At 68.7% G+C, this 13,232-nt stretch carries 12 protein-coding genes and 1 tRNA gene; 9 read left to right on the top strand and 4 right to left on the bottom strand.

All coding sequences use genetic code 11. From position 1 onward, the window contains the following. The first annotated feature begins 168 nt into the window (after positions 1–168). Positions 169–1,038 (top strand): DUF1932 domain-containing protein, encoded by an 870-nt coding sequence (locus VME70_02660; protein HTW19095.1) that lies wholly within the window; start codon positions 169–171, stop codon positions 1,036–1,038. A gap of 4 nt (positions 1,039–1,042) precedes the next feature. On the opposite strand, the gene VME70_02655 is transcribed toward VME70_02660, so the two are convergent. Next, positions 1,043–4,789: an MFS transporter gene (locus VME70_02655; protein ID HTW19094.1), complete on the bottom strand. Its 3,747-nt coding sequence runs from the start codon at positions 4,787–4,789 to the stop codon at positions 1,043–1,045. Between the two features lie 85 nt (positions 4,790–4,874). On the opposite strand from VME70_02655, the gene VME70_02650 reads away from it, so the two are divergent. The 3 genes from VME70_02650 to VME70_02640 all read left to right on the top strand — a co-directional run bounded on the left by VME70_02650 (position 4,875) and on the right by VME70_02640 (position 6,834). Continuing rightward, positions 4,875–6,200 (top strand): NAD(P)/FAD-dependent oxidoreductase, encoded by a 1,326-nt coding sequence (locus VME70_02650; protein ID HTW19093.1) that lies wholly within the window; start codon positions 4,875–4,877, stop codon positions 6,198–6,200. A gap of 37 nt (positions 6,201–6,237) precedes the next feature. Further along, positions 6,238–6,321, top strand: a tRNA-Leu gene (locus VME70_02645). Positions 6,322–6,357: 36 nt separating this feature from the next. Beyond that, positions 6,358–6,834, top strand: coding sequence for a MaoC family dehydratase (locus tag VME70_02640; protein HTW19092.1), 477 nt, complete (start codon positions 6,358–6,360; stop codon positions 6,832–6,834). An 8-nt stretch (positions 6,835–6,842) separates the two neighbouring features. Here VME70_02640 and VME70_02635 read toward each other — a convergent pair whose 3' ends face one another. Next, positions 6,843–7,253: a PPOX class F420-dependent oxidoreductase gene (locus tag VME70_02635; protein HTW19091.1), complete on the bottom strand. Its 411-nt coding sequence runs from the start codon at positions 7,251–7,253 to the stop codon at positions 6,843–6,845. A gap of 9 nt (positions 7,254–7,262) precedes the next feature. After that, the gene (locus tag VME70_02630; protein ID HTW19090.1) at positions 7,263–7,490 is read right to left on the bottom strand and encodes a DUF4287 domain-containing protein; all 228 of its coding nucleotides are present in this window, start codon (positions 7,488–7,490) and stop codon (positions 7,263–7,265) included. A 97-nt stretch (positions 7,491–7,587) separates the two neighbouring features. Between VME70_02630 and VME70_02625 the strand changes: the two genes are divergently transcribed. Beyond that, the gene (locus VME70_02625; GenBank protein ID HTW19089.1) at positions 7,588–7,932 is read left to right on the top strand and encodes a hypothetical protein; all 345 of its coding nucleotides are present in this window, start codon (positions 7,588–7,590) and stop codon (positions 7,930–7,932) included. Here the strand turns inward: VME70_02625 and VME70_02620 are convergent. Beyond that, a complete protein-coding gene (locus VME70_02620; protein HTW19088.1) occupies positions 7,929–9,152 on the bottom strand; it encodes an acetyl-CoA C-acetyltransferase in 1,224 nt (407 codons plus the stop codon). The two genes, VME70_02625 and VME70_02620, sit on opposite strands and share 4 nt — an antisense overlap. Positions 9,153–9,198: 46 nt before the next feature. Between VME70_02620 and VME70_02615 the strand changes: the two genes are divergently transcribed. From VME70_02615 to VME70_02600, 4 genes are all read left to right on the top strand, one after another. Next, positions 9,199–10,569, top strand: coding sequence for a cystathionine beta-synthase (locus VME70_02615; GenBank protein HTW19087.1), 1,371 nt, complete (start codon positions 9,199–9,201; stop codon positions 10,567–10,569). A 26-nt stretch (positions 10,570–10,595) separates the two neighbouring features. Further along, positions 10,596–11,726: a cystathionine gamma-synthase gene (locus tag VME70_02610; GenBank protein HTW19086.1), complete on the top strand. Its 1,131-nt coding sequence runs from the start codon at positions 10,596–10,598 to the stop codon at positions 11,724–11,726. Then, entirely contained in the window at positions 11,723–12,691 is a 969-nt protein-coding gene (locus tag VME70_02605; protein HTW19085.1) for an ATP-binding cassette domain-containing protein, read from the top strand. The genes VME70_02610 and VME70_02605 overlap by 4 nt, the downstream gene beginning before the upstream one ends. Further along, a partial coding sequence (locus VME70_02600) for an ABC transporter permease (GenBank protein HTW19084.1) occupies positions 12,684–13,232 on the top strand: 549 nt, incomplete at its 3' end. The genes VME70_02605 and VME70_02600, both read left to right, overlap by 8 nt.

Below are 13,232 nucleotides of genomic sequence, written 5' to 3'. Positions count from 1 at the left end.
GGGGTCAGTTCGCTCAGGACCGCGTTCCCGAGCCTCCCACCACCCACCATCTGTGTCGGCGTTCAGTCAAGTGAGCCGGTCAAGTCGACGACCTCTGCTTGCGGCGCTGGGCGGTGCGCGCCGCTGTCGCCCGCCATGACGATCGACCCGATCGTCGACACTGACGGTGTGACCACGACGACGATCGGCATCTATTCACCGGGCGCGATGGGCAGCGCTCTCGGCCGGGCCTGGCGAGACGAAGGCTGCGACGTGGTGACCACCGTTGCCGGGCGCAGCGAGCGCACTCGCTCGCTTGCCGAGAACCTGACGACACTCCCGGACCTCGAGGCGGTCGTTGCGGCTGCGGATCTGGTCGTCAGCATCGGCCCGCCGGCCGAAGCGGTCGCGATGTCGCGTGAGATCGCCGCAGCGTGCGTGGCGACCGGCAGTCAGCCGCGAGTGGCTGACCTCAACGCGATCTCGCCGGCGACCGTTGCCCGGATTGCCGCCGTACTCGTGCCGGCCGGCTGCGAGCTGATCGACGGATCGATCAGCGGCGGGCCACCCAGGCCGGGATCGACCACGCATCTGTATCTCTCGGGCCCGTCGGCGGACACCGTTGTGCGCTTGAGAGGCGTCGGGCTTGCTTCGAAGAAGGTCGGTGACCGCATCGGAACCGCGTCTGCGGTGAAGATGTCGACGGCCGCTGTCTACAAGGGCTTCACCGCGCTCATCGTCCAGGCATTGCGCACGGCGTATGCGAACGACGTCCTCGACATCGTGCTGGCGGATCTGTCTGAAGAGTTCGGCCAGCTGATCGAGGACGCTGCGACCCGCATTGCGATGGCGGCGTCGAAGGCAAGCAGGTACGTCGGCGAGATGCACCAGATCGCGGACACTCAGGAGGCGGCAGGTGCGCGACCCGAGCTCTACGACGCGATGGCCGTCGTCTACGAGTCGCTCGCAGCGACCGACCTCGCCACGTTGACGCCGGAAGCCGCAGCGGACAGCGCCGACCTTCCGGCCGCGCTCGACCGGCTTGTTCCTGCGCGGTAGCGGCTCAGAAGTTGGCGAAGGTTGCCACCCGGCGCGGGAGCAGCCACTCCATCGCCGCCGCCTCGGTCATCGGGCGGCCGTGGAAGTAGCCCTGCACCTGGGCGACTCCGAGGGTTTCGAGCGCGTAGGCCTGGGCGGCCTTCTCCACGCCTTCGGCGACGGTGACCAGACCGAGTGAGTCGCACAGCTCGACTACGGCGCGAACCACCGCGCGGTCCGCCTCGTCGGAGTCCACGGTCTCGACGAAGGTGCGGTCGATCTTCACCTCGTGCACGGGCAGCCCTCGAAGTTGGTGCAGCGACGAGTAACCAGTGCCGAAGTCGTCGATGGACAGGCGTACGCCGAGCATGCGCAGCTCGCGAAGGACGTCAACACTTCGCGACTGGTCCTCCATGACGCTGCTCTCCGTGATTTCCAAGGTGAGCCAACGCGGCTCGAGCCCGCTCGCGGTCAGCATCGCCGCGACCTGGCCGACCAGCACCGAGTCGTCGAGACTGCGTGCTGAGATGTTCACGGCAATGCCCACCGGCTTGCCCGCGTCATGCCATGACCGGCACGTGGTGAGCGCTGAACGCAGGACGGTGCTGGTGAGCGCGGAGATCAGCCCGGTCGCTTCGGCGAGCGGGACGAACTCGGCGGGAGAGATCGGGCCGAGCTCCGGGTGGTTCCAACGGACCAGCGCCTCGAAGCCGGTGACCTCGCCGCTGCCCAGGCGCAGCTTCGGCTGGTAGGCGACGCGCAGCGCACCGTCGCCGAGCGCGTTGCGCAACCCGGCGAGCAGCTGAAGGCGGCGGCTCCCGTCCCGCTCGTAGTCGGGCTCCCACTCACCGATGCCGGCGTTACTGCCCTTTGCGGCGGTCATCGCCATCTCTGCGCGTCGGAGCAGGGTGGCGGCATCGCTGCCGTGGTCGGGTGCTCGCGCGATGCCGAGCGTGACGCGAACATCGGCGCTGACGTCAGCGAACCGGATCGAGCCGTCGACCCGCGACTTGACCGCCATCGCGGCCAGCCGCGCGACCTCGCTGCCGGCCGCACCGGGAATCGCCAACGCGAACTGGTCGCCGCCGACGCGCGCAACCAGGGCGCCGTGGGTCGGGGAGCTCTCCAGTCGACGGGCGACCTCGGCGAGCACGCTGTCGCCGGCGTCGTGGCCGAGCATGTCGTTGACTTCGTGGAACCGGTCGATGTTGAGCAGCACGAGCACGCCGCCCGCCGACCCGTCGAGAGTCGTGTCAAGGAAGGATCGCAGGCTCTCCAAGTTGGCGAGACCGGTGAGCTTGTCCAGCGTCGCGGCGCGACGCAGGCTCTCGACCAGTCGACCCTTCTCGAGTGCGGCGGCCAGCTGGTCGGCGGCCGCTTCGAGCAGGCGCAGGTCGCCGCGTTCGAAGGCGGCTGACTCGCCGGGACGGTTGGCAACGGTCAGCTCACCGAGCACCCGGTCGCTTGCGCGGACCGGAGCGGACAGCGCGTGATGCGCCCGTCGCGGCCGCCCGAGCCCCGGCAACGAATACCAGTGCGCGGTCGCTGCGTTGTCACTGGCGGCACCGAACCCCTCGCCGATCGGTCGCTCGGACACCGTCGTGCCCTCGCCCTTGAGCGGGTCGTCGAAGACGGTGACGACAGTGGCGAACTCGCCTTCGTTGCCCGACGGTGCCGCGAGTTCGAGCGAGTCCGCCTTGATGATGCGACGCAGCTGGGTGAGCGCCGGAGCGAGGTCCGCCGGTCCGGTCGCCGTCGGACTGAGCTCGCGCGCCACGACGTACAAACGGTCCAAGGCGTTGGCCCGCTCCGACAGTCGCTGGTAGGTCTGCAGGCCCGCGATCGTCAGTACGACGAAGACGGTGATCGCCCATGCCGTCGCTTCGTCGTAGTCGATCGCGGCTGCCATGGCGAGCCCGAGGAACGCCATCGCGGTGGCGACGCCGGTTCCGATCATCGCTGTGCGAACGCTCTGCTTCAGTTGCCACGAGGTGTCCGTGAGTGAGATGACCAGGGCAACGAGTGAGCCGGCTACCAGCTCACTGAAGATCACCGCGGCGAACACGGCCGGCCACACCGAGGGATGTGCACCGGCATGGACCGGCGCGACCAGTCGGAACATCCAGATCGCGGCCAGGGTGTGGCAGGCATAGCTCGCGGTGTTGAAGACGCTGCGGATCAGCGGCTGGCGGCGGAGGATCGCGTAGGTGATCACAACGGCGCCGGTCCTGAGCGCCAGCAGCATCAGCGGAGACAGGAACAGCAGGCCGAGGACGAACGGCACGGTCTCGAGATAGATGTTCCACGACTGCTGGCGGTACTCGAACCGCAGCGGGAACGCGATGCCGAGGACGAACAGGCAGAGCACCCACCAGCTCGGCAGGATCACCCCGGCGTAGGCATGGTCGCCGTGCAGGATCGGTGCCGTCGCGCAGGCAATCGCTGCCAGCACGACGTTGAGCGCCCAGACCTGTGCTTCAGATCGGCGCTTGAGTGCCGGCATGGCGGAGTCCTCGTCCTCCTCCGGGGGCGATAGTTCCGATATCGACCGAAGCTGACGCTGCCTGAAGGTGGCCGAGCCGACCGAGAACACGACGATGAGGGCGAAAGCGGGCAGTGCGATGTCGGCCACGGCGTGTGCGGGGCCCACGTGTGCGGTCAGCAGGCCGGCGAGCAGCGTGCCGACCCCGTACGAGCCGGAGATCCCCGCCGCCGCGATCCCGAACGCCCGGCCGCGCAGCTCGTGGGGCACGGCGACCACGAAGACCCGGTTGGCGATGACCGTCATTGCGCTCGCTGCACCGGCGACGCACCACAGGCCGAGGGTGGCCGGGATGGCAAAGTTGGCGGCGGTCAGCGCGAGCAATGCCGGGGTCAGCAGCGCGGTCGGGAGCATCAACCGTTCGGCGACCTCCGGCCGTACCGCCCGGCCCATGAGCAGTGTGCCGATGACCATGCCGAGCGGCGCTGCGGCGCTGAGCAGGCCGGCGGCGAAGGCACCGTGGCCGTCCGCGTGCGCATAGGGCACGGCGACCGCTTCGGTCGCGATGACGGTGCCCACCACGATCCACGACGTGACGACCAGCCAGCGCAGTCGCGAATCGCCGAAGACGACGCGAGCGCCGTCGCTGATCTCCGAACGCCACCGGCTGCGAGCGGCCATCGCGGCCGGCCGGTGCGCGACGTAGCGGCTCGCGACCAATCCGGACAGCGCGAACGTGACGGCGTCGACCACCAGAGCGGTGTGAGGTCCGACGAAGGCAACGAGTGCGCCGCCCAGTGCGAAGCCGAGAACGACCGCGAGCTGGTTCGTGGAGTTCCCGAGAGTTGCGGCGGCGACGTAGGCATCTCCTTCGCCCACGACTTCGGGCACGAGGGCGGCACGCGACGCGGCGAACGGCGGCTCGAGGCAGGCCACCAAGGTGACCAGGACGAGCAGGCTGGCGGTCGGCATCCGCGGGATCGCGACGCACAAGACGAGCAGCATTCGCAATGCGTCGCAGATGATCATCACGGTGCGCCGCGGATACCGGTCGGCGTAGACCGACCCGAGTGGGCCGCCGATCAGCCACGGCAGGTAGGTGACGGCGTAGCTGACTCCGGTCAGGAACGGCGAGTGAGTGCGCTGATACACGATCCAGGCGACCGCAATCCGCGCGAGCTGATCACCCGCAACACTTAGCGTCTGCGCGAGGTAGAGCGAGCGGAACTCGTGGATCGCGAGGACGTCACGGAACGTCGCCCGGCGGCCCGTTCCCACGGACTCGCTCATGGTCGAGCCCCCTGTCCACGACTCACCTGTCTACTGTGCCATTGCATGCACCGGGTCGGTGTTATTGGCAATCGACCGTTCGGGTATGAACGAGCGCATGACCACGTCACCGCCGCCCCGGATTCTTGTGGTCGGAGGCGGCTATGTCGGCATGTACACCGCGCTGCGACTGCAGCGACGGCTGCGGGCGGACGAGGCCCGCGTCACCGTCGTCGACCCGCAGTCCTACATGACCTACCAGCCGTTCCTGCCTGAGTCGGCGGCCGGCAACCTAGAACCACGGCACCTCGTCGTACCGCTGCGCACGGTGCTGAAGCGTTGCGAGCTTCTCAACGGCCGGATCACGTCGGTGAGCCATGACCGTCGGGTTGCGCGCTTCGAGCCGTCCGAGGGTGCGGGTCGCGACCTGCACTACGACGTCCTGGTCATCGCACCGGGATCGATCGCGCGCACCCTTCCGATCCCCGGCCTGGCCGAGCGCGGGATCGGGTTCCACACCGTCGCCGAGGCGATCTACCTCCGCAACCAGGTGCTTTCGCGGCTCGACCTGGCCGCGTCGACCGAGGACGAGAAGCTGCGGCAGCGCGCCCTCACCTTTCTCTTTGTCGGCGGCGGATACGCCGGCATCGAGGCGATGGCCGAGCTCGAGGACATGGCGCGGGACGCCATGCGCTTCTACCCGGGCTTCACCGAGCGCGACATGCGTTGGGTCATGGTCGAGGCCACTGGGCGCATCCTTCCCGAAGTCAGCGAGGACATGGCGGAGTACACGGTGCGCGAGCTCGAGAAGCGCGCGATCGAGGTACGCCGCAACACCAGGGTCGAGTCGATGGTCGACGGGCACGTCGTCCTGACCGACGGCTCGGCGTTCGAGGCCGACACGATCGTGTGGACTGCGGGCGTGCGCGCCAACCCGCTGCTCGAGTCAACCGATCTTCCGCTCGATGACAAGAAGCGGCTGAAGTGCAAGGCGGACCTGCGGGTCGATGGGGTTGATGGTGCTTGGTCGGCCGGTGACTGCGCGGCGGTGCCCGACCTGACGAAGGACGATCCGAATGCGCTGTGCGGGCCGACCGCTCAGCACGCGGTCCGGCAGTCGAAGCGGCTGGCCGACAACATCGTCGCCGCGCTCAGAGGCAAGCCGCTCCAGGACTACCGGCACGCGTACGCGGGTTCGGTCGCGAGCCTCGGCCTGCATCGTGGCGTTGCCGAGGTCTATGGCGTCAAGGTCAAGGGCTTCCCCGCGTGGTTCATGCACCGCACCTATCACGTCACGCGGCTGCCGACTCTGAACCGGAAGGTTCGAGTGATCGCGGACTGGACGCTGGCGCTGTTCTTCCGGCGCGAGATCGTCTCGTTCGGGTCGTTCGCGGATCCTCGACGGGACTTCACGCGGGCAATCGGCGAGTAGCCGCGAGCGGGCGAATCCGGGTAGCGTCACTGCTGTCGCCCGGGTGGCGCAACTGGCTGACGCAGGGGCCTTAAAAGCCCTGGCCCGCAAGGGTTTGTGGGTTCGAACCCCACCCCGGGCACAGGCTCTCGGCACCTCGACGAGGAAGGGACACGCAATGACCAAGGCGGAGTCGGCGTACGAGCTGTTCAAGGCTGCGATCGGTGAGTCGGACGGAGCCGGTGACTGGCTCGTCGTGGACCAGGCGCGGATCGATGCGTTCGCCGACGTCACCGAAGACCATCAGTTCATCCACGTCGACCCGAAGCTTGCCGCCGAGGTGTCGCCGTGGGGCGTCACCATCGCGCACGGCTTCCTGACCCTGTCCCTTCTCGTCAAGCTATGCGAGTCGATCCCGCAACGTGCCGACCGGCTGGACGGCGTCGTCATGGGCATCAACTACGGGTTCGACAAGGTGCGGTTCATCAACCCGGTCAAGGTCGACTCCCGGATCCGCGCGTCCAGCGTCCTGTCCGGCGTCGAGCTGAAAGATCCGAGCACCATCCAGGTGACGCGCACGGTCACGGTCGAGATCGAGAACGAGTCGAAGCCGGCGCTGGTCGCCGAGTGGCTGAGTCGGATCATCTACGGCTGAGCGGCTGCTCAGCCCTGGTAGTCGGGGCCGGCACGGGTGAGCTCGAGCTTGATCAGCACCCGCTGCTCGCGTTCCATCGAGGCGCGGTACTCATCCCAGTCGGGGTGCTCGCCGGAGATCGCCCGGTAGTACTCGACCAGTCCGTCCATGGCGTCCGGCAACGAGACGACCGTGACCGCGCCCTCGACCTGGACGAACGGCCCGAAGAAGTTGTCGGTGATGACGCACAGCCAGGCGCGCGGGTCCCGCCGTACGTTTTTCGCCTTGGCCGCGGCTTCGCGGGTCGATACGACGACTGCGCCCGTGCCGTCCACCGCACAGAGCACGGGTGAAAGCTGCGGGGTGCCGTCACGGCGCAGGGTGGTGAGAACGGCGCGGTGGTTGGCGCGGACGAACGCCCGCGCCTCGTCGAGGTCCACCGGCCGGGGCTAGGCGCGGTTGGCCGCTCGCCGACGATCGTGCTCGTGCACGATCGCGCGGGCGTAGCCGTGCGGGAGGCTGTGCTCGTCGCGGAGCCAGGTGACCCGCTCGTCGAAGCGGAGCAGGGTCGGTCCCTCGTCCAGACAGCCGAGCCAGGTAGGCAGGTCGCGACCCGTCGCCAGAGGGATTCTCGCCAGAAGTGACTGGTGGGTGTCCTCGGACTGGGGCATCGACATGTGCGCCTCCTGGCTGACCGCGGGTGTGTTGGTCAGTTTCCCGCAGTCCGGCTCCGGGGACAAGCCTCCGTGCGCAGTTGTCGCTACCCTTCGGCCGATGGGTGGGCCGGAGCCGGACTACGAGCCGGCCTACGCAGACCGGCTGGTGCTGGCCAGGGGCGACCTGGCCCGGCTGGTGCTGCGGCTGCGGTCGCTCAGCCCGCCGGCCTGGCGCTCGCGCCGGAAGGTCGTCGTGAGCGGCCTGGACCGGCTGGCCCGCCTCTCCGGGCGGGCCGAGGGTCGCGAGGTGCCGCCGGTGCCGCCCGTGGCGGTCCATGCGCTTGCCGACGCGGTCGCGGTGATCGGCGGTGACGCGATCGAGGCCCTGGCCGGCGCGCCGGACGAGCAGCTGCTCACCGAGCTGGTGGCCGTCCTGCGAGAGGTGCTCGAGCTCACCCGCTAGTTAAGGCGTTCGAGGATCATGGCCATCCCCTGGCCTCCGCCGACGCACATCGTTTCGAGGCCGAAGGTCTTGTCGTGCGTCTGGAGGGAGTTGATCAGCGTGGTCGTGATGCGCGCGCCGGTCATCCCGAACGGGTGCCCGACCGCGATCGCGCCACCGTTGATGTTGAGCTTGTCCCCGAACGGGTCGATGCCGATGCCGCGCGCGGACGGGATGACCTGCGCGGCGAAGGCCTCGTTGATCTCGACCAGGTCGATGTCGTCGATGCTCATGCCGGCATGAGCGAGTGCTCGCCCGGTTGCCTCGATCGGGCCGAGGCCCATGATCTCGGGGCTGAGCGCCGACAGGCCGGTCGAGATGATCCGGGCCAGCGGCGTGATCCCGAGCTCAGCCGCCTTGGTGTCGCTCATCACCACGACCGCGGCGGCGCCGTCGTTGAGCGGGCAGCAGTTGCCCGCCGTGACCGTGCCATCCGGGCGGAACACGGGTTTCAACCCGGCCACGCCCTCCATCGTGACGCCGGGGCGTGGGCCGTCGTCCTTCTCGACGACGGCACCGGTCGGTGAGGTGACCGGGGTGATCTCCCGCTCCCAGAAGCCGTTCGCGATCGCCTTCTCGGCGAGGTTCTGCGAGCGAACGCCGAACTCGTCCTGCTCCTCGCGCGAGATGCCGTCGCGCTCCGCGACGTTCTCCGCGGTCTGGCCCATGGCGATGTAGACGTCGGGGAGCTCGCCCGACTCCCGCGGGTCGGTCCAGTGGAAGCCGCCTTCGGCCGCCTTCGCTGAACGCGCCTGCGCGGCGGCGAAGTCCGGGTCCTGGGTGTCGGGCAACGAGTCGCTGTTGCCCTTGACGTACCGGCTGACCATCTCGATGCCCGCGCTGACGAACACCTCGCCTTCGCCGGCCTTGATCGCGTGGAAGGCCATTCGCGTCGACTGAAGGCTCGACGAGCAGTAGCGCGTGATCGTCGTACCCGGCACGTCGTCGAGCCCGAGCTTGACCGCGAGCACGCGCCCGAGGTTGAAGCCCTGCTCGCCACCCGGCAGCCCGCAGCCGACGATCAGGTCGTCGATCGTGTGGGGATCGAGCTGCGGCACCTTGTCCAGCGCCGTTCGAATGATCGTCGCGCCGAGGTGGTCGGGGCGGAAGTCCACCATCGAGCCCTTGAACGCGCGGCCGATCGGCGAACGAGCGGTTGCGACGACGACGGCTTCCGGCATGGCGGCTCCTCCCGCTGAAGGTCTGCCTCAGGGTACGTTGCGCACCGTGGAGGTCTACGACTCAGTCGCCGAGCTGATCGGGCGCACCCCGCTCGTTCGGCTGAACTCGGTCACCGAAGGCGTCGCCGCGCCGGTGCTGGCCAAGGTTGAGTACTTCAATCCGGGCGGCTCGGTCAAGGACCGGATCGCGGCGCGGATGATCGACGACGCAGAGCGCTCGGGAGAGCTGCAGCCCGGTGGCACGATCGTCGAGCCGACCAGCGGAAACACCGGGATCGGGCTCGCGATCGTCGCCCAACAGCGCGGCTACTCCTGCGTCTTCGTCTGTCCCGACAAGGTCTCCGGCGACAAGATCAACGTCCTCCGCGCGTACGGCGCCGAGGTCGTCGTGTGCCCCACGGCGGTGCCGCCCGAGCACCCGGACTCCTACTACAGCGTCTCCGACCGGCTGGCTCTCGAACGCCCGGGCGGCTGGAAACCCGACCAGTACTCGAACCCGGCCAACCCGAGGTCGCACTTCGAGACCACCGGGCCGGAGCTGTGGGCGCAGACCGATGGCCGGATCACCCACTTCGTCGCGGGCGTGGGCACCGGCGGCACGATCAGCGGCACCGGTCGCTACCTCAAGGAGGTGTCGGATCGCCAGGTGCAGGTGATCGGCGCCGACCCGGAGGGCTCGGTCTACTCGGGTGGCACTGGCCGGCCGTACCTGGTTGAGGGTGTCGGAGAGGACTTCTGGCCGGCGAACTACGACCGCGAGATCTGCGACGAAATCGTCGCGGTGTCGGACGCGGACTCGTTCCTGATGACTCGGCGGCTCGCGCGCGAAGAAGGGCTTCTGGTCGGCGGCTCCTGCGGGATGGCCGTGTGCGCGGCGCTGACCGTCGCCCGGCGGCTCACGCCCGACGACCTGGTCGTCGTCCTGCTGCCGGACGGCGGTCGCGGCTACCTGTCCAAGATCTTCAACGACGAGTGGATGGCTGACTACGGCTTTCTTGCCGTCGGCGAGCGCAGTGCGACGGTCGGCGAGGTGCTCACCGGCAAGGACGGCGAGGTCCCGCAGTTCGTCCATGTCCATCCGAACGAGACGGTTCGCGAGGCGATCGACATCCTTCGCGAGTACGCCGTGTCCCAGATGCCCGTCGTCCGCGCCGAGCCGCCGGTCATGGCGGCCGAGGTGATGGGCTCGGTGGTGGAGCGGGACCTGCTGGACGCGCTGTTCGCAGGTACGGCGCGGCTTGCCGACCCGCTCGAGCGGCACATGTCCGCGCCGTTGCCGATGATCGGGGCCGGCGAACCGGTGGATGCGGCGATGACGGCTTTGCACGACGCGGACGCGGCGGTGGTGCTCGACGACGGCCGGCCGGTGGGAATCCTCACCCGCCAGGACGTCCTCGGCTTCCTCGCGTCCCGCTGACCTTCGCCGGGCCGTAGGCTGGCCGTGTGGATGATCAGCCGGGGTTCGAGACGCTCGCGATCCATGCCGGGCAGGAGCCCGACGCCGGGACCGGCGCCGTCATCACGCCGCTCTATCTGACGTCGACTTACGCACAGGACGGCGTCGGCGGTCTACGCGGCGGCTATGAGTACAGCCGCAGCGCCAACCCGACCAGGACGGCGTTCGAAGCCTGCCTCGCCGCGATCGAGGGCGGCGCGCGCGGATTCGGCTTCGCCAGCGGGCTGGCCGCCGAGGACACCGTGCTGCGGACCATCTGCTCGCCGGGCGACCACGTCGTCATCCCCGGCGACGCGTACGGCGGGACCTTCCGGCTGTTCGACAAGGTGCTCGAGCGATGGGGGCTGCGCCACACGGCGGTCGACCAGACCGACCTGGATGCGGTGCGGGCTGCGGTCCGGGACGAAACCGTGCTGGTTTGGTGCGAGACGCCCACCAATCCGTTGCTCAAGATCGTCGACATCTCCGCACTTGCGGCGATCGCCCATGAGGCCGGCGCACTGCTTGGCGTTGACAACACCTTCGCCTCGCCGTACCTCCAGCGGCCGATCGGCTTCGGCGCGGACATCGTGATGCACTCCACGACGAAGTACCTCGGCGGGCACAGCGACGTCGTCGGTGGGGCGCTGGTCGTCGCCGACCAGGAGCTCGGGGAGCGGATTGCGTTCCACCAGAACGCGATGGGCGCGGTTGCCGGGCCGTTCGACGCCTGGCTGGTGTTGCGCGGGATCAAGACGCTCGGGGTTCGCATGGATCGGCACTGCGACAACGCCGAGCAGGTCGTCGCGATGCTGCGGGAGCACGACGCGGTGACGGCCGTGCACTATCCGGACGGCGATGAGATCGCTGCGAAGCAGATGTCCAGGTTCGGCGGGATGGTGTCCTTCCAGGTCGTTGGCGGTGTCGAGAGGGCTCTGGACGTGTGCCGCCGGACGAAGGTCTTCACGCTGGCGGAGTCGCTGGGCGGCGTCGAGTCGCTGATCGAGCACCCGGGGCGCATGACTCACTCGAGCGTTGCCGGGTCGGCCCTGGAAGTGCCCGACGACCTGGTCCGGCTCTCGGTCGGGATCGAGACCGTGCACGACCTGGTGGCCGACCTGCGACAGGCGCTGGCTTGAGCGCTGCCACACCTGGTACGGCACCGATCCAGGTGCAAGGCCTGCGCAAGGTGTACGACGGTCCGCACGGCCCGATCGTCGCGGTGGACGGCATCGACCTGGAGATCGCGTCCGGTGAGTTCTTCGGGCTGCTCGGTCCGAACGGTGCGGGCAAGTCGACGACGATCGGGATGCTGACCACCCGGGTCAGGCCGACCGGCGGTCTGGCCCAGGTGGCCGGGATCGACGTGACGAAGCATCCGGCGGCGGTGAAGCAGCACCTCGGCGTCGTACCGCAGACCAACACCCTCGACCGGGCGTTGTCGGTGCTGGACAACCTGGTGTTCCACGGCCGGTACTTCGGCTTGAGTGGACGCGAGTCGCGGCGGCGCGCCGGTGAGCTGCTCGATCGGTTCCAGCTCGCGGATCGCGCCGACGCCAAGGTCCTCACCTTGTCCGGGGGCATGGCGCAGCGGCTGATGTTCGCGCGGGCGCTGCTGCACGAGCCGGATGTCCTGATCCTGGACGAGCCGACGAGCGGCATCGACCCGCAAACCCGGATCAACCTCTGGGACATCCTGCGCGAGCTGAACACTGCCGGCCAGACGATCCTGCTGACCACGCACTACATGGAAGAGGCCGACACCCTCTGCGACCGGATCGCGATCATCGACCACGGCCGGGTGCTGGCGCTCGGGTCCCCGGGCGAGCTGAAGTCGGGGCTGGGCGCCGACAGCCTGGTCACGGTCACCTTCGACGTCGATGCGGGTGCGATAAAGCCGGAGGTGGAGGCGATCCCCGCAGTGACCCGGGTGGAGATCGAGGGCCCGGTTGCGCGAGTCTTCACGCGTGACGCCTCCGGGATCGTCGGCGCAGTGGCAGCCGCCGGCGCTCAGCGCGGCCTCGCCCTGCGCGACGCGAGCATCACGCCGCCGACGCTGGAGGTCGTCTTTCTCACCCTGACCGGGAGGGCTTACCGTGAGTGACCAATCGAGGCCGCCCGGCGGCGCGCGTGTCCTGTTCGCGCTCTACACCCGTGACCTCTGGGTGCTGCGCAAGGACGTCGGACAGTTCCTCGTGCGGGTCGTCATGCAGCCGTTGCTGTTCACGTTCGTCTTTGCCTACGTGTTCCCGAAGATCGGCCAAGGCATCGGACAGCACAACCACGTCCCGGGAGCTCCGTCGTTCTCGACCATCCTGGTGCCGGGCCTGATCGCGGTTGCGATCAACTTCCAGGGCATTCAGGCGGTTGCCTTGCCGCTCGTGCAGGAGTTCTCCTACTCGAAAGAGATCGAGGACCGGGTCCTGGCGCCGGCACCCGTCTGGACAGTCGGTCTGGCGAAGATCTTCTCGGGCGCGACCCAATCGGTGTTCGCGGCCGGCATCGTCTTCCCGATCGTTCTCCTCGTACACGCCCACGGGCAGGCGCCGTCAGTCGCGATCCATAACGTCCCGTTGTTCATCTTCGTCCTGATCTTCGCCTCCTTGCTCGGAAGCGCCTTCGGGTTGCTGATCGGTACGACGTTC

The organism is Mycobacteriales bacterium (assembly GCA_035504215.1).
Lineage (GTDB): Bacteria > Actinomycetota > Actinomycetes > JAFAQI01 > JAFAQI01 > DATAUK01.
Note: the sequence above shows the minus strand (reverse complement) of the source record. Positions and strands in the feature narration are given on the sequence as shown.

Excerpts from the sequence above, each read along its gene's own strand:
- VME70_02655 (HTW19094.1), bottom strand. The coding sequence starts at position 4,789 with ATGAGCGAGTCCGTGGGAACGGGCCGCCGGGCGACGTTCCGTGACGTC.
- VME70_02650 (HTW19093.1), top strand. The coding sequence starts at position 4,875 with ATGAACGAGCGCATGACCACGTCACCGCCGCCCCGGATTCTTGTGGTC.
- VME70_02640 (HTW19092.1), top strand. The coding sequence starts at position 6,358 with ATGACCAAGGCGGAGTCGGCGTACGAGCTGTTCAAGGCTGCGATCGGT.
- VME70_02630 (HTW19090.1), bottom strand. The coding sequence starts at position 7,490 with ATGTCGATGCCCCAGTCCGAGGACACCCACCAGTCACTTCTGGCGAGA.
- VME70_02625 (HTW19089.1), top strand. The coding sequence starts at position 7,588 with ATGGGTGGGCCGGAGCCGGACTACGAGCCGGCCTACGCAGACCGGCTG.
- VME70_02620 (HTW19088.1), bottom strand. The coding sequence starts at position 9,152 with ATGCCGGAAGCCGTCGTCGTCGCAACCGCTCGTTCGCCGATCGGCCGC.